This is a genomic window from Ruegeria sp. MALMAid1280 (assembly GCF_049195285.1).
In the GTDB taxonomy this organism is placed as follows: Bacteria; Pseudomonadota; Alphaproteobacteria; order Rhodobacterales; family Rhodobacteraceae; genus Ruegeria.
The window spans coordinates 23,867-39,111 of sequence record NZ_JBMIRT010000059.1; the positions used below are offsets into that span (position 1 = coordinate 23,867).

Genomic DNA, 15,245 nt, shown 5'->3' on the forward strand with positions numbered 1-15,245 from the left:
TCATTTGACGGCCCTGTCTGAAACGGCACGTTTTTGACCAGTTTGCCATATTCGTTTGTCCAGTATGCCGCAGCTTTGGCCATCTTGCCACTGATATGAGGGCCGCCAGTGGCATAGCATTCCAGAAGATCGCAAAGGGAACTGCATTATGAACAGTATGGATACAGACCGGAATTTATCACCTGTCGGACTCAAAGCTGAGACATTGATGCCCGACTCGGCTGAGTATGATGAGGCACGCGCCGTGTGGAACGCGATGATCGACCGGCATCCTGCAATGATCGTGCGTTGCCGGAATGCGAATGACGTGATAGCGGCTGTCAATCACGCCCGCGACAACGATCTGCCGATCTCTATCCGCTCAGGTGGCCATAATGTAGCGGGCCATGCGGTGGGTGACGATGGATTGATGATCGACCTCAGCCTGATGCGCAATGTGACTGTAGATGTCGGCAAGCGCACCGCATCGGTGGAAGGCGGAGCGCTCTGGCGGGACGTGGACGCTGCAAGCCAGGCCCATGGGTTGGCAACGCCCGGTGGCTTGATCTCAGATACCGGTGTCGCCGGTTTGACCTTGTCAGGTGGGATCGGCTGGCTGAGAGCCAAGCATGGGTTGTCGATCGACAATCTGGTTGCCGCAGATGTGGTAACCGCAGACGGCAGATTGGTACATGCCAATGCAGATGAAAACTCAGAACTGCTTTGGGCGCTCAAGGGCGGAGGTGGCAATTTCGGAGTGGTTGTCCGGTTTGAATTTGCCCTACATCCGATCGGCCCTGAGGTCATGTTTGCCGCCCCGATCTATGCGGTTGAAGACGGGCCGGGACCCATCCGCGCATGGCGCGATTTTTTGGCGAAACACGGTGATCTTGTCGGATCCCTGTGCGAGTTCTCAACGGCAGGAGGTGAAGATTTCCCTGAAGAGTTTTGGGGCAAGCGCGTCTACACTCTGGCTTGTGTCTACAACGGAGATGCGGCCGAGGGAGAGACGCTGCTTCAACCGCTTCGTGAACTCGGCAATATGGTGACCGACTTTTCGGGTCGAATGAATTATTGCGACGTGCAACAGCTCTTTGACATGCTGATGCCAGCCGGAGAATATCGGTGCTACTGGAAGGCGCGCTACCTGACGGATTTGTCGGATGAGATGATTGATCTGGCAATGAAAAATGCAACTGCCGCGCCCTCGGACAATTCGATTTCATCTTTGTGGAATTTTGGCGGTGCAACGGCAAAGGTCACAGCCGAAGCAACGGCCTTTGGCGACCGCTCGATGGGCTGGATGTACTCTCTGGATGGGGTGTGGTCAGACGCAGGTGACGATGCAGCCAATATTGACTGGGCACGTCAAGGCTGGGAAAGCGCTGAACCCTACGGGCATCACGGTCGGGCCTATCTGAACTTCCCTGGGCACGGAGAGGACGGGGATTCGCTAACCCGGGCGTCGTTCGGCGCGAACTATCAACGGCTGGTCGAGATCAAGTCAAAGTATGATCCCGAGAACCGGTTTCGTTTCAACCAGAACATTCAGCCGGAGGTTTGAGATGACCGTTCAATCCCCACTTCCACCAATGGGTTCCGGCGAGTTCTTTCTGACCGAAGGTGGTACAGAAACAGAAATCATGTATCGCCATGGGTTTGAATTGCCCGAGTTTTCAATGCTACCGCTTCTGGACAATCCTCGGGCTGTCTCCGCAATGCGAGATGTGATTTCTAAGCAGCTTGATGTTGCTGCCGAATTTGGCTTGTCGTTTCTGCTGACTGGCTTTGACTATCGTGCCAGCCCGGACTGGGGTGCAAAACTGGGCTATTCAGCCTCAAGCTTGGCAGATGCAAATATTGCCGCAATTGAGCTTCTCCGTGAAATTTCAAAAGGGTATGAAGGAGAAATACCAAACCTTCTGATTGGTGGAATTCTTGGGCCACGCGGAGATGCCTATAGTCTCAACCAGGAGATCACCGCTGAATCCGCCGAGGATTACCACGCCGTTCAACTCGAGACATTGAGGCGGGCAGATGTGGAATTTGTCAGCGCCCTGACATTCAACAATATCGCGGAATCTGTTGGCGCGTTACGCGCGGCAGAACGGATCGGCCTGCCTCTTTCGGTGTCTTTGACGCTCGATAGTTCGTGCAGGTTGAAATCGGGGCCAACTCTGGCCGAGGCGATCGTTGAAATTGACGCTCAGGCCGGTGAGGCCGCGCCTGAGTTTTACATCGTTAATTGCTCCCACCCGCTTGAATATGAACCGGCCCTTGAGAACGGAGATTGGATCAAACGGTTGCGCGGCGTGCGCCCGAATGCGTCGAAGATGGAGAAGCTGGCCCTGTGCAAATTACACCACATTGAGGATGGCGATCCCGCCGAACTTGCCTCACAACTGTTCAGCCTGGCAGAACGATTCCCGCATATGGACATCTTCGGCGGTTGCTGTGGAACAGGACACAGACACCTGCGAGAGATTGCGAAAGCGCTGGTAAGACATTGACGGTCAAGTTCAGCAGATCCACCGAGTCGCTCAGTTCTATGCACAGCATTTGGGACCAAGGACTCAAGCACTTGTGTCAGCCAGCAGCCAAACCATGCGGTCCAGAAACCAGAGTTTTGCACCTATAGCCAGCGTCAAGCCTACGATTACCCAACTTAATTCGAGCCGCCAAAGCCCAATTGCGAGGATGGCGACCCCGAGCGCGGCAGAGAATGTCAACAGACGGATGACTTGTGCATGATGGATAGGGATCGGCGCCGTTTTGCGATTCAGCCAAATCCGTTCACCCAGCACACCTTTGGTCATCCAAGCGTCGTGATGTTGCGGCGGGCCAAACAGGCGTGGATTGAGCCACGTCCAAATGACAACGGCCAAAACAAGCCACAATGCGCCCCAACCCAGCCAGATCCGGCTCCAGATAGCCAGGCAAATGAGCGGAAGGATTGTCATGCGCGACCAACCACTCCAGGGGTTGGCGTGCCGTTGCCAGGTGGTGTCATCCATACCCATTAGGCGGGCCGATAGTTCTGCAATATCCATGGTTCATTTCTCTTGTTTTGAAAGAGCCTTGCGAGAACAGACCCTGCGTCATCTGATGTCAGAAGCATGCGCATCCTGAACGCAAGTTAGCGTTTCGATCCGATTTGCGTGGGCTCGTTTGGCGGGCCAATCCCGGGTGCAAAGTCCGGAGTCGCATATCCAGCGAGACATAACATACATGTAATAATCTGCACCATTGGGAGTGTCTGCACACAAATATTGCCGCCCCGTCAATTGTGTTTCAATGACGGACAACCGATTTTTCAGGTGCTGTTGACCGGGCACTAGGAACTCTCGCGGGGTGTTCGGGCGAAACAGCGGGCTGAAGCTTTTGTGGATTTCGGTCGCGACAATAGCAAACCAAGTCGTGGCCTCTTGTCGCGAAGTGGTCCCTTGCAGGCCCAGTAGCGCGGCCTGCGGTGCTCTAAAATCGATCCAGTCAAGAATTGCGATCACCTCTGTCAGGCAACGCCCATCATCTAACACCAATGCCGGAACATAGGCCTTTGCGCTAACTTTGGAAAAGTCGGAACCATCCCGCAATTGACGAGAAGCGTGTCCGAGTGTCCAAATTGCTGGTCTCTATGCGCACCGCCCCAAGAACCACAGCTGGTGCAGTGTGCACGCATCAACATAACCTGCAGGACGATGCATCATCAGAACGCCCTTGGCATCTAACGGCAGCGAGGTGCGATATCCCGATGGAGAGGGTGGTGTGAAACTGCCTTTTTCAGGGACCCAGGCATGATTGGAAAATTGTGAACCTCCATTTTCTTCTTGGTCAATGCATGTGATTTCCATGACAGGGCTCCTTGTCGGGGCGGTTTTCTCACCGACGCAGCCATGCTGTGGCCTCGCAACCAAGCCTGTCCATATGGCAGGCGGTTTGCTCGGTTGGTCCCATTAAGACCAGTTGTCGATATCTATCGTTGCATTCCATTTCTATTGAGCAGGGCATGGCACAAAAGTGTTGCGTCTTATCAACATGAGGATGTTCCCCTGCTTTCAAAGATTGGAGCGAGCACGAAACTCGCCCCGATCCGCAGCTTCAGAGACCGGTCCGTTCCGGCAGAGCCACATACATCTGAACATGCGTGACGGTCGAGAACTCGCCCGGCAGCGGACCATAGGTCTTGCCATCGGAATGCCACGCCAAACCCAGGTCGGCGGCAAGATGTTCGCCGCTGAGCTGGAGACAGGGTGTGATCGTGCGGTCAAATTCAGCGGACCCGTCGGCATTGGCGACAAACGTATTTTCAGACCCGTCGCGCGCGCCAAATGGCAGATCGTAGGTGCCGATGAACGGGTCCGTAGGCGGCCAGGCCATGAAGTCATGCCAGATCGAGTAAACCCCATTCGGGATCAGGTTTTCAAAGGCCAGATCGACGGTGCCGACACCATTTTCACACGTATATGTGCCGCTGCCTTTGGCCGCGAACCATTCACCAAGGGTTAGTCCCAGCGGACGTCCCTTGGGGTATGGGCCCGTGTCACTGGTGTCGAGAAAATTGTGTTTTACTTCGACCCCCGGCGCATAGAGCGGCGCGTCCATATCGCGGGTCGCTGTCGTGGGGCGGAACACCTCGCCTGAGCCCGGGACTTTTTCATAGAACACATCCTGTTCGGCCATGCCGTCGTCAATGTGAAAGATAAAGGTCAGCGACATGCTTTCCGGCGGATCATAACTGGTTTTGGTGGCGTCCTCAGCGCCAGATTGGGTCGCAGTGGTAAGGGCAAGCGCGGCAGCGCTGACAAGAAAGATGGGTTTCATTTTATGGTCCTTTTGGTTGGTGGGAGGCAAATCTGCCTGGTGAACCGGCAAGTACGGGTGCCGGAACTCTGGTGAATTTGCAGATGAGGCCGGGAGGCCGCGGAGTGGGCCTTTAGCCGTCCGGCAGTTTCGGCATTGGCTGCGGGGTAAGTCCTGAGGGAACGCTTCGCGGAATAAGATCAGAACGATCTTTGGCAGAGGGATCCGTCAATGCTTCGAGGAAGGCCATAATTCTGGCCACTTCGCGATCGCTCAGCGCCACAGGTGCCAGGGTATTTGCCTGTGCAATCCTTCCACGCAACGCATCAGATTTCTGCACCCATGTGTCACGCAGGTCAAAGGCCACGCGGCGCTCCGGGTTCACGGGGCGAAAGATCAATGACGACCCTTTGCCGGTCTGTTCTATGATCTGGTCAATGACCGGAAATTCGGTGGTATCGGCATCATATGCCTCCAGCGAGGCCACGCTGTCGAGATGATGGCGCACCATCATTTCCAGATCGGCAAAAGCGCCATCATGCCCCCATGGCCCCGTGAGCGTGACATTCCGCAGGGACGGCGTGCGGAATGCAAAGAGGTCAGCCGGGTCGAATGATACACGATAACGCCCCTCATCCTCTGTGGCACGGGCAAACCCGGATGCCCGCCAAAGGCTCTTGTCCTCACCGTGGCCTTTGCCCGGTCCGATTTGCGGCACGGCAATGGCGTGAAATTCGTGATCCGTCAGCAATTTGCCCGTGTGGCAGGCCGCACATTCTGCCTTGCCATAAAACAAATCAGCCCCGGCGCGAGCGTCCTCGGACAAAGCCGTAAGATCGCCGCGCAAGAAGGCATCAAACGGGCTGTTGTCTGAGCGGAAAGCACGGGACTGAAATGCGGCCAGCGCATTGGCCGCTGCCACCATGGTGATCGCGTCCAGATCGGGAAAGGCGGCGCGGGCCAAATTCTGGTATTTTGGTGTGGCCTGCAGACGTGCTGCCAGCAAATCCCAGGCGTCCGTGACGCGGTCTTCGGCGACTGCGGTTGCCACGGGGTTTTCGCCTTTTTGTCCTGCCATCTCAGAGGCGGAAAGCACCGGGAACATGGCCTGCGCCGCCAACAGATTATCCAACCCTTGTGGCAGGTGTTCGCGTGCGGGTGTCCAGAACCCGCTTTGAAAGGTGTGCGCCGGATCAGGCTCCACCCGTCCGTCATGAAACATCGACAGGTACTCTTTGGCGCCGATGTTCCACAACGCTTGCGCATTGCGCGGAATACGTTCGGTGATACCATCTTTGGTCCGCCGTTCCGGGCCAAACCCGATCCCTCCTTCGCCTATGGACAAGGCGACGCCATCGCCGCTGCCGCGCGCCGGATCATGGCATGTCCCGCAGGAAATATTGCGATTGCCCGAAAGGATCGGGTCAAAGAACAGATTGCGCCCTAGCTCAACGATGGCTTCGTCTGGTGCGCCTTCAAAAAGGAAATCACTGTCCTCTAGGCTTTCGGGCCATTGCGTCGGCGCGGCGTTTTCCGCGCGGGTAGATCCCGTCGCCAGCAAGAGTGCCAGCGACAGCGAAGTACCCGCTACAGCAATGTATCCCGTCAGCGTCGCTGCGGTAAGCGAACCGTTTGATCCAGGTGCGATGGCCAATTTACAAGTCTTGTAGATAGACATGTGGTTTCCTTTGGGATTTGGGACGATTGAGACTTGCGTTGCTAAAGTATGCGATGCGGGAATGTTGGATCGGTTTTGAGATCATGCAGATGTTCCAGCCCGACATCCCGGAACAGACCGAGAGGCAGCTCTGCGAATCTGCGGCCCCTATGGGCAAGCCGTCGCCGATCCCGCCACATGCAAAAATGTGCCCAAAAATTGTAGAAGATTGATGGTTTAGCATAGGGCACATTAGTGCCGTTTGTTATGCTCATTATTCTGCTCTTTTTGCGAAGCGGGGCTGTATCTGGGGACGATGGGCAACTTGCCGCTGGTGCGGCGCATTGGGTGCCTTTGCCGTGCGGGCGGCCACAAGCGCAGCGATGCGAACCGCGCACACTCCTGCGGCGTGGAAAAACCCCTGAAACACAGGAGTATAGCCTGTGAACCACAGGCCGGGATTGTTGACATCCTCCTGCCCCATCGGATGCAGCGGATACCCCTTGGCATCCAATGCGCCAAGTTCTCCAAAAAGCCGCTCAAGATCAGGCCGGTAGCCTGTAGCGCAGATCACAACATCAGGGCGAAGTTTGCGGCCATTGGCCAGTTCGACGGTGTAATCACCAAAGCCAACGACCTGAGGCACGACCTCAAAGCGCCCCGCTTTCAGCGCAGCCACAAACCCGTCATCCAGCGCAAATGTCACGCCATCCTTGAGCATGCGAGAACCGCCGCCAAGCTTGTGGCGCGGCAAGCCATGACGCCGCAGATTGCCAAAAAACGTCCATTGCATGAAGCCAAATACCGGATCGAGCGACCACTTTGGGAAACGCGCAAACAGGTTCGCCATGCGTTGCAGTGAAAAGCCCAGGATTTTGGACGGCAGGATCGAAGGTCCATAACGAACGGCGACCCAGACCCGCGCGGGGTTGTTGCGCGACAGGTGGTTCAGCACATCGGAACCAGAGTTTCCGGCACCAACAACAACGATGTTCTTGCCGTCATAGTCCGACGGATCGCCAAAATCCGCCGCGTGGATCACCTTGCCGCCGAAATCCTCCATTCCCGGCCAAACGGGCATATCGGGCACTTTTTCGCGCCCGGTGGCCACGACAAGATCAGTGCAGGAATAGCTGCCATTGTTGGTGTCGACCTGCCAAAGACCGCCTTCGCGACGCACGGACAAGACAGACGTATTAAACACAATGTGATCTTTCAGCCCGTCCGCGTAGTCACCCAGATAGTCAACCACAGCGTCACGGGGCAAAAACCTGTCTTTTGCGCGTGGCTCATGGTGCCCCGGCAGGCGGGTAAAATGGCGATGGATGTTCAGTCGAAGTCTAGGATGACGCGCGCGCCAAGGGTCAGCGACGCGATTGGATGCCTCAAGGATGGTGACAGGGACGCCGCGTTTGAGCAGTTCCGTGGCCGCAGCCATGCCGGACAATCCGGCACCGATAACGATGGCATGTGCGGTAAGGGGGATAGTCATTTTTGTGTCTCCGTTGATGCTATGAGGCTAAGGGCGCGCAAGAAAATAGGCGTTGAGCGGGTCGTGAGGCAGGCGATGGGTTTCGACCCGATCAAATCCCGCGCGGGCGAGGTATTCTTGCGCGGTTTCAACCCCCCACATCGCCCCAAGACCGGGGCCGCCCTGACCAATTGAAACCGGCGTACAATGCATCAGAGACAGGCTATAAAGCAGCGGTGCAAAAGGGTTCTCGATGTTCTTCTCCAGATCACGTGATCCGCCGATGTCTTGCATCAGGAACAGCCCGTCATCGGCCAGAGAGTTTTTCACAAGATCCAGCAGGCCTTGCGGGTCCTTTTGGTCATGGACCGCGTCAAAAGCAGTGATCAGATCGTAGCTGCCCATCGTTGCGACGCCTGACAGATCCTGTCCACGAAAGGATAGGTTGGAAAGCCCGTTCCGATGTGCCGTGACCTGTGTTACCGCGAAGGCATCGGGGCAAAGATCGACACCGACAAACCGGCTGTTTGGAAAGGCTTTGGCCAATTCCATCATCGCCCGGCCTGCGCCGCACCCAACGTCAAGCACGTCAATGCCGCTTTCCAGCCGTGCAATCAGCCCGGGGTCTAGAGGCAGAATGTGTTCAATCAGCGCGGAAACCACAAGCTGCGCACTGTCTTCGGCCATGACCTCATGAAAGCGGCAGTAATCGTGATACTGCGTCCCGCCGCCATCGCGGAATCGGGCCACAATCTCTTCTTCGACAGACGCCATCACACCGATAAACTGGCAGGTGACGGCCATATTGTCGGGCGCCGCCGCAGTGGTGAGAAAGGCCGCGTGTTCTGGGGGCAGAAAATAGGTTCCTGCCTTCGCGTCATATTCCACGACCCCGGATGTCACCATCACGCCCAGCCATTCGCGAACGTAGCGCTCCGCCAGGGCCGCGCTGTCAGACAACGCGCGCGAGGTGGAATTGGGCAATGCTGCCAATGCGTCAAACAGGCCGGAGCGATGGCCGATCGAAGACATAAGAGCCAGCGAGGCTGCGTTCAGCGCGCCACCCATGAGTTCGGCAAATCCTTCGGCTTTGGCCGTATCAAATGTGATTGCGGGTTGCTTGTTCATTGGATTTCTCCGGTCTGACAGGGTTTCGGCTGAAATGCTGGGAACTGTTTGGCAGCCGCGGCCGAGTCGCGATATGCTCAGATATGCCAAAAACGGTGAATTTCAGACACATTCACCCCTATGCTACAGACCAGCGCCCTCTCTTGGCGGCGCTCAATCGTGCGCGTTTTGGTCAGGAACGAGGTATTGCGTAACGAGGTTTTGTGATACTACGCCTGCAAAATGCCAAAATAGGTGAATATCGGACACTCTGATGCTGCAAGAGAAATCCACCTGCCGAACCGCGGTTCTGACCATGCCCTGCGTCGGCACCTCAACCGCTTATTGCATTCTCGACGCGCTGGCGTCCGTCGGACGTGACTGGGAAATGTTGCATGGTACGGCCCCCAGACCGCCTGTTTTTGATGCGGCATTGATATCGTGTGACGGTGCTGCCTATCAGGACATCAACGGACGGCGCATCACACCGGATGGGTCGCTGGACAGTTTTGGAAAGCCCGATCTCGTCATCGTCCCAGACTTTCACTTCGCACCGGGAACTGGTGTCCCGGATGAGTTCGCCCCGATGATTATCTGGCTCAAGAAAGCACGCGATGACGGAGCCTTGATCACATCGGTCTGTTCCGGGGCCTATCTGCTCGCCGAGGCCGGGATGCTGGATGGTCTTGATGCGACAAGCCACTGGAGTTTCTGTGATGTCATTGCCCGGCAGTATCCCGACATAAGAATGCGCCGCGAACGCATTCTGGTGCCTGCGGGCGAAGGGCACCGGATCGTGACAGCAGGTGGCGCATCATCCTGGGGCGATCTCGTGCTCTATCTGATCGGGCGCATCGCAGGCCCAGACGAGGCCCGTCGCATTGCCAAGATCTATCTGTTGCAGCCCCATACAGAAGGACAGTTGCACTATGCCTCGCTGACGGCCGGCACACAGCACGATGATGCACTGGTTGCAGACGCGCAGGTTTGGGCGGCTGACAACTACGCATTGCCGACACCGGTCGCTGCCATGGCCGCAAGAAGCGGCCTGACGGAACGCAGCCTTTTGCGCCGTTTCCGAAAAGCCACAGGGCAAACCCCGGTTGATTATGTTCAAACACTGCGGATCGAAGAAGCAAAGCAGATGCTGGAAACAACGGATCTGCCAATTGACGCAATCGCCGGAGAGGTTGGGTATACCGAAACGTCGAGTTTTCGAAATGCGTTCCGGCGATATGTCGGGATGCCAGCGTCGACCTACAGAAAGAAGCGGCTGCTATTCACGCAAGTCGGTTGACGGATGGAAAAGGAAGTGTTTCGCGACCATCCGTCAATTGGCCCGACAGCGTGTTCGGTTTCAGGTGTTATTTCGTTTTTTTTCACTGCGTCCACGATTTCCGGTTCCCTTTGCTCGTAAACCGCGAGCAGGCATCCGGCCCGCACAACGGCGTCGAGCGGTAGGTCGGTCTGCAGAGAAAAGCGCAGAAATCGGTTTGATGCGCTGCCAGAGATTTTTTCGGCAGACGCTTCATGAAGAAATAGGTGCGGCCTCGCCGCATAAGATATGGGCCGACGCGAGCGCGTCGCCTGGGTCGAAATCCGATCTTGGAGTGACGAGCGTGTATCCCGCATTGTATCCCACCTTCGGAGGCATGGGATACATGTCGGCTTGAAGGGGCGGAATTCCCCTTATTTCGTGGCTCTTTCGGAGAACGCTGGCTGGGGTGGTAGGATTCGAACCTACGATACACGGTACCAAAAACCGCTGCCTTACCACTTGGCTACACCCCAACGGTGAGCGGCTATCTACGATTGTTGATCGGAGGGTTCAAGAGGTTTTGAGTGAAAAACTTTGGCTTGGAGCAAAAATTTTTGGCTCGCGTTCTCGATGGCTCAGAGCTCTGAATTTTCGCCTGTCGGCCAACTGAACGAAAAGGTGTTCGAGGTGTATGGGCAGTCGCGACTGCGCAAAGTCCTGGCTGGGGGTGCACCAGTTGTTAGTCTTGTCGCGTGTGGGGGGGCAGCTGATCGCGTTGGGTTGTGGAAGGCCTCAGACGTTGCAAGTGCAATTCACTTGCAGAAATTCCAGGTAAATTATTGAAAAATATTTGAAAAACCAAAAGCCAGCGGTTGCGCCAGTAGGTTGGAAATCATAGCTGTATGCTAACCCCCGCACCTCGTGACACAGGAGAAGAAGATGAAGTTGAACCCGAAGGTCGCAGAAGCGTTGAATCGTCAGATCAACAACGAACTTCACGCATCCTATACCTACCTCGCTATGGCGGCGTATTTCGAATCCGAGGACCTGCCCGGATTTGCCCAGTGGTTTCGCGGGCACTCGGTCGAAGAGAGCGGGCACGCCATGCGTATCTTCGACTTTGTCGCCCAGCGTGGCGGAAGAATCGAAATCGACGGGATCGCCAAACCCAAAACGGATTATGCCTCGCCGGTTGAGGCGCTGGAACACGCGCTTGCGAACGAGGAAACCGTGACCGGCCAGATCAATGCGTTGTTCGGGCTGGCGCATGAGGTCAAGGAATACAGCACTCAGAATATGCTCAACTGGTTCCTGGCAGAGCAGAACGAGGAAGAAGACCTGTTCGGAAAAATCCTCGACCAGACCAAAGCGGCCAACGGGGATCGCTGGAACCTGTTGCTGCTGGATAAGGAAATGGGCACACGTACCGCCGAAAGCGCGTAGCAGCTGCACGTTTCACGCGGGGCGGCAGGAACGCCCCGCTATTCGCGAATCTCGGCGGGGTCGACGCCCCAGAGGTTCGATTTTTGCGCCCAGCCGCGATAACCGCCGGCCGAGATGTGGCACCAGTCCAGGCTGCAATTGCCCAGACGCGCCACCACTCCGGATTCGAATTTAGCGCTGACCTGAGAATTTTGGTCGGGGCTGGTGTAGACGGTCAGCAATTCGGATTCGATCAGCACCGTGCGGGCACCGGATAGCAGAGCGTAGTGAACCCAACCGCCGGCACCGTCGCGATCCTGGACCCTGCGCCAGTTGCCGTATTCAGCCGTGATCTGCAGCGGCATTCCGCGCCTTTTGAACACCCAGTCGATTCGATGAGTCAGCGAGGGCCCGCGGCGCACGTTGCCCTCGGCGGCTTTCATCGAAACATATCGCGGCAGGGGCAGGTTGGTGACTGGGCCACGCTTGTCCTGTGCGCTGGCGCTCAGAGTGCCCAGTGCAACCAGAATTGCGGACGTGACCACCAGAAGGCGGCGTTTTACTGGTAGAAAACCACTCACTGACTGTTTGCTCTTGTGCCTGTTGATCGGGTTTCGAAAAAAGGTCGTCTCAATGCGATGGGGTTCTTGTGCCCCGCCTTATCCTGCGCCACGATGCCATGGCGCGCGAAAGTTTGCAAAGCGGTGGGAGGACAAAGGTGCCAAGAGAACGTCTGAGTGTTGTCGTTACGCGACGGTTGCCCGAGGCGGTTGAAACCAGGCTGAGCGAGTTGTTCGATGTACAGTTGCGCGACGATGACACGCCCATGACACGAGACGAACTGGTCGCAGCGGTGCAAAGCGCGGATGTCCTTGTGCCCACCGTGACCGACGCCATTGATGGCGGGTTGCTGGGGCAGGCGGGGGAAAATCTGCGCCTGATCGCCAATTATGGGGCGGGGGTCGACAATATCGATGTGGCCACGGCCCGGCAACGGGGCATTCTTGTGTCGAACACGCCCGGCGTGCTGACCGACGATACCGCGGACATGACCATGGCGCTGATCCTCTCGGTGACTCGCCGGATCCCCGAGGGGCTGTCGGTCATGCAAAAAGGCGACTGGATAGGCTGGGCCCCGACCGCGTTGCTGGGTGGCCGGATCGGCGGGCGCCGCCTTGGTATTCTGGGCATGGGCCGGATCGGTCAGGCCGTGGCCCGCCGTGCCTCGGCTTTCGGGATGCAGGTGCATTACCACAACCGCCGCCGGTTGCGCCACGAGATCGAACAGGAGCTTGAGGCGACCTACTGGGAAAGCCTCGACCAGATGGTGGCGCGGATGGATGTGATCTCGATTCACTGCCCGTCTACGCCGTCGACCTTTCACCTGATGAATGCGCGGCGTCTGAAGCTGTTGAAGCCATCGGCCGTGATCGTGAACACGTCGCGGGGTGAGGTGATCGATGAAAACGCGCTGACCCGTCAAATCCGCTCGGGCGATATCGCCGGGGCGGGGCTGGATGTGTACGAGCACGGCACGCATGTGAACCCGCGCCTGCGGCAATTGCCGAACGTCGTATTGCTGCCTCATATGGGATCGGCCACGTTGGAAGGGCGGATTGAGATGGGCGAAAAAGTCATTATCAATATCAAGACCTTTGAAGATGGGCACCGCCCGCCGGATCAGGTTGTGCCATCCATGTTGTGACGCGTTTGCGCCGCAGGGATGACAAACGAATTTTCAGGAGGATACGATGAAACGAAATCTGATTTCGGGATTGTTTTTGACGGCGTTGATGCTGGGCGGGGCCTCGTTTGCCCAGGAGACGGCGGATGCGGTAGCCCCCGAGGGGGCCTCGGACGGCCAGGTTCAGGGTCTTACGGACGAGATTATCGCCGCGCTTGAGGCCAAGATGGCCGGTCAGCCGGTGACTTCGCAGAACTGGATGGTTGCTGCCGCGAACCCTCTGGCCGTCGAGGCCGGGGCCAGGGTGCTGCGGGCCGGAGGATCGGCCGCCGATGCGATGGTCGCCGTGCAGGTCGTGCTTGGGCTGGTCGAGCCGCAATCCTCGGGCCTTGGCGGTGGAGCATTTCTGGTATGGTACGACGCCGCAACCGGCAAGCTGACCACACTGGACGGGCGCGAGACGGCTCCGCTTGAGGCGAGCCACAGGCTGTTCCACGATGAAAACGGCGAGCCGCTGCAATTCTACGATGCCGTGGTCGGCGGTCTTTCGGTCGGCACGCCCGGAACGCCCGCTTTGCTGGCCGAGGCACACCGGCGCTGGGGCCGCAGCCCGTGGCCCAGCCTGTTTGAGGATGGCATCACGCTGGCGGACGAGGGGTTCCTGGTCTCGCCGCGCCTGGCCACATTGGTCGAAGCTGATGCCGAGCGTCTGTCACGTTTCCCGGCGACCGCTGAGTACTTTCTGCCGGGCGGAGAGCCATTGCAGCAGGGACAACGGCTGATGAACCCGGATTATGCCGAAACGCTGCGGGTTCTGGCCAGCGAAGGGTCGGCCGGGTTTTATGGAGGTGAGATCGCGGCGGGGATCGTCAGCACGGTGCGCGGCGCGCCGGGCAATCCCGGTGTACTGTCCGGTGTCGATCTGGCCCTGTATCAGGTGATCGAGCGCGAACCGATCTGCGCCGCCTATCGAGCCTATGAGGTCTGCGGCATGGGTCCGCCCTCGTCCGGGGCGCTGACGGTTGGTCAGATACTGGGGATGCTTGACGGGTATGATCTGGCGACGATGGGGCCGGAGGACGTGCATACATGGCGTCTGATCGGCGATGCCTCGCGTTTGGCCTTTGCGGATCGCGGTCGATACATGGCCGATCACGATTTTGTCCCGATGCCCACACAGGGCCTGGTTCATCCCGACTACCTGTCCGAGCGCGGGCAACTGCTGGGCGGCGAGGGGGCGTTGACCGAAGTCGCGCCCGGCAACCCCGAATTCGACCACGCGTCGAACTGGGCGGATGATGTCTCGCTGGAGTTACCCTCGACTTCGCATATCTCGGTCGTCGACCAGTATGGCAACGTGCTGTCGATGACCACGACAATCGAGAACGGGTTTGGCTCGCGGCTGATGACCAACGGGTTCCTGTTGAACAACGAACTGACCGACTTCTCGTTCAAGACCCATAGCGACGGCGTTCCGATTGCCAACCGGCTGGAGCCGGGCAAGCGCCCACGCTCGTCCATGAGCCCGACCATCGTGATGCAAGACGGCGCGCCCGTACTGGCGATTGGTTCTCCGGGCGGCAGCCGGATCATTGGTTACGTGGCCAAGTCGATCATCGCCTGGGCCGATTGGGACATGGATGTGCAACAGGCGCTGTCTCTGCCGCATCTGGTCAACCGATTTGGCACCTATGATGTCGAGCAGGGAACAGCCGCCGAGGGCTATGCCGATGCGCTGATCGAGCTGGGGTACGAGGTCAACCCGCGTGACCTGACCTCGGGCCTGCACGCGATTGAAATCGGAGATGTCCTGACCGGTGGCGCAGACCCGCGCCGCGAAGGCATCGCGCTAGGCGAATAAGAGGGG

The 15,245-nt window shown here is 57.7% G+C and carries 13 protein-coding genes and 1 tRNA gene; 6 read left to right on the plus strand and 8 right to left on the minus strand.

Annotated elements, in window-relative coordinates; genetic code table 11:
• The first annotated feature begins 208 nt into the window (after window positions 1-208).
• The gene (locus ACOQFT_RS16995) at window positions 209-1,543 is read left to right on the plus strand and encodes an FAD-binding oxidoreductase (protein WP_421599077.1); all 1,335 of its coding nucleotides are present in this window, start codon (window positions 209-211) and stop codon (window positions 1,541-1,543) included.
• Window position 1,544: 1 nt separating this feature from the next.
• Window positions 1,545-2,489: a homocysteine S-methyltransferase family protein gene (locus ACOQFT_RS17000; RefSeq protein WP_421599078.1), complete on the plus strand. Its 945-nt coding sequence runs from the start codon at window positions 1,545-1,547 to the stop codon at window positions 2,487-2,489.
• A 63-nt stretch (window positions 2,490-2,552) separates the two neighbouring features.
• Here ACOQFT_RS17000 and ACOQFT_RS17005 read toward each other — a convergent pair whose 3' ends face one another.
• The 6 genes from ACOQFT_RS17005 to ACOQFT_RS17030 all read right to left on the minus strand — a co-directional run bounded on the left by ACOQFT_RS17005 (window position 2,553) and on the right by ACOQFT_RS17030 (window position 9,035).
• The gene (locus tag ACOQFT_RS17005; RefSeq protein ID WP_421599079.1) at window positions 2,553-3,029 is read right to left on the minus strand and encodes a DUF6653 family protein; all 477 of its coding nucleotides are present in this window, start codon (window positions 3,027-3,029) and stop codon (window positions 2,553-2,555) included.
• Window positions 3,030-3,611: 582 nt separating this feature from the next.
• Window positions 3,612-3,830, minus strand: a complete 219-nt coding sequence (locus tag ACOQFT_RS17010; protein WP_421599080.1) for a hypothetical protein — start codon at window positions 3,828-3,830, stop codon at window positions 3,612-3,614.
• Window positions 3,831-4,077: 247 nt separating this feature from the next.
• Entirely contained in the window at window positions 4,078-4,800 is a 723-nt protein-coding gene (locus tag ACOQFT_RS17015; protein ID WP_421599081.1) for a hypothetical protein, read from the minus strand.
• 112 nt (window positions 4,801-4,912) lie between these two features.
• Window positions 4,913-6,457, minus strand: a complete 1,545-nt coding sequence (locus ACOQFT_RS17020) for a cytochrome-c peroxidase (RefSeq protein ID WP_421599082.1) — start codon at window positions 6,455-6,457, stop codon at window positions 4,913-4,915.
• Window positions 6,458-6,710: 253 nt separating this feature from the next.
• On the minus strand, window positions 6,711-7,928 hold the full coding sequence (locus ACOQFT_RS17025) for a flavin-containing monooxygenase (protein WP_421599083.1): 1,218 nt from the start codon (window positions 7,926-7,928) through the stop codon (window positions 6,711-6,713).
• A gap of 27 nt (window positions 7,929-7,955) precedes the next feature.
• Window positions 7,956-9,035 (minus strand): class I SAM-dependent methyltransferase, encoded by a 1,080-nt coding sequence (locus ACOQFT_RS17030; RefSeq protein WP_421599084.1) that lies wholly within the window; start codon window positions 9,033-9,035, stop codon window positions 7,956-7,958.
• 253 nt (window positions 9,036-9,288) lie between these two features.
• Here ACOQFT_RS17030 and ACOQFT_RS17035 point away from each other — a divergent pair, with 253 nt between their 5' ends.
• The gene (locus tag ACOQFT_RS17035) at window positions 9,289-10,311 is read left to right on the plus strand and encodes a GlxA family transcriptional regulator (RefSeq protein WP_421599085.1); all 1,023 of its coding nucleotides are present in this window, start codon (window positions 9,289-9,291) and stop codon (window positions 10,309-10,311) included.
• Between the two features lie 419 nt (window positions 10,312-10,730).
• On the opposite strand, the gene ACOQFT_RS17040 is transcribed toward ACOQFT_RS17035, so the two are convergent.
• A tRNA-Gln gene (locus ACOQFT_RS17040) sits at window positions 10,731-10,805 on the minus strand.
• A 406-nt stretch (window positions 10,806-11,211) separates the two neighbouring features.
• Here ACOQFT_RS17040 and ACOQFT_RS17045 point away from each other — a divergent pair.
• Window positions 11,212-11,715, plus strand: coding sequence for a ferritin (locus ACOQFT_RS17045; RefSeq protein ID WP_421599086.1), 504 nt, complete (start codon window positions 11,212-11,214; stop codon window positions 11,713-11,715).
• 38 nt (window positions 11,716-11,753) lie between these two features.
• Here the strand turns inward: ACOQFT_RS17045 and ACOQFT_RS17050 are convergent, their stop codons facing one another.
• The gene (locus tag ACOQFT_RS17050; protein ID WP_421600064.1) at window positions 11,754-12,242 is read right to left on the minus strand and encodes an SH3 domain-containing protein; all 489 of its coding nucleotides are present in this window, start codon (window positions 12,240-12,242) and stop codon (window positions 11,754-11,756) included.
• A 170-nt stretch (window positions 12,243-12,412) separates the two neighbouring features.
• Between ACOQFT_RS17050 and ACOQFT_RS17055 the strand changes: the two genes are divergently transcribed.
• Together ACOQFT_RS17055 and ggt are read left to right on the plus strand one after the other, a co-directional pair.
• Window positions 12,413-13,399, plus strand: coding sequence for a 2-hydroxyacid dehydrogenase (locus ACOQFT_RS17055; protein WP_421599087.1), 987 nt, complete (start codon window positions 12,413-12,415; stop codon window positions 13,397-13,399).
• A 46-nt stretch (window positions 13,400-13,445) separates the two neighbouring features.
• Window positions 13,446-15,239 (plus strand): gamma-glutamyltransferase, encoded by a 1,794-nt coding sequence (gene ggt, locus ACOQFT_RS17060; protein WP_421599088.1) that lies wholly within the window; start codon window positions 13,446-13,448, stop codon window positions 15,237-15,239.
• Window positions 15,240-15,245 lie beyond the last annotated feature (6 nt).

Excerpts from the sequence above, each read along its gene's own strand:
- ACOQFT_RS17025 (WP_421599083.1), bottom strand. The coding sequence starts at position 7,928 with ATGACTATCCCCCTTACCGCACATGCCATCGTTATCGGTGCCGGATTG.
- ACOQFT_RS17030 (WP_421599084.1), bottom strand. The coding sequence starts at position 9,035 with ATGAACAAGCAACCCGCAATCACATTTGATACGGCCAAAGCCGAAGGA.
- ACOQFT_RS17020 (WP_421599082.1), bottom strand. The coding sequence starts at position 6,457 with ATGTCTATCTACAAGACTTGTAAATTGGCCATCGCACCTGGATCAAAC.
- ACOQFT_RS17010 (WP_421599080.1), bottom strand. The coding sequence starts at position 3,830 with ATGGAAATCACATGCATTGACCAAGAAGAAAATGGAGGTTCACAATTT.
- ACOQFT_RS16995 (WP_421599077.1), top strand. The coding sequence starts at position 209 with ATGCCCGACTCGGCTGAGTATGATGAGGCACGCGCCGTGTGGAACGCG.
- ACOQFT_RS17005 (WP_421599079.1), bottom strand. The coding sequence starts at position 3,029 with ATGGATATTGCAGAACTATCGGCCCGCCTAATGGGTATGGATGACACC.
- ACOQFT_RS17015 (WP_421599081.1), bottom strand. The coding sequence starts at position 4,800 with ATGAAACCCATCTTTCTTGTCAGCGCTGCCGCGCTTGCCCTTACCACT.
- ggt (WP_421599088.1), top strand. The coding sequence starts at position 13,446 with ATGAAACGAAATCTGATTTCGGGATTGTTTTTGACGGCGTTGATGCTG.
- ACOQFT_RS17035 (WP_421599085.1), top strand. The coding sequence starts at position 9,289 with ATGCTGCAAGAGAAATCCACCTGCCGAACCGCGGTTCTGACCATGCCC.
- ACOQFT_RS17045 (WP_421599086.1), top strand. The coding sequence starts at position 11,212 with ATGAAGTTGAACCCGAAGGTCGCAGAAGCGTTGAATCGTCAGATCAAC.
- ACOQFT_RS17000 (WP_421599078.1), top strand. The coding sequence starts at position 1,545 with ATGACCGTTCAATCCCCACTTCCACCAATGGGTTCCGGCGAGTTCTTT.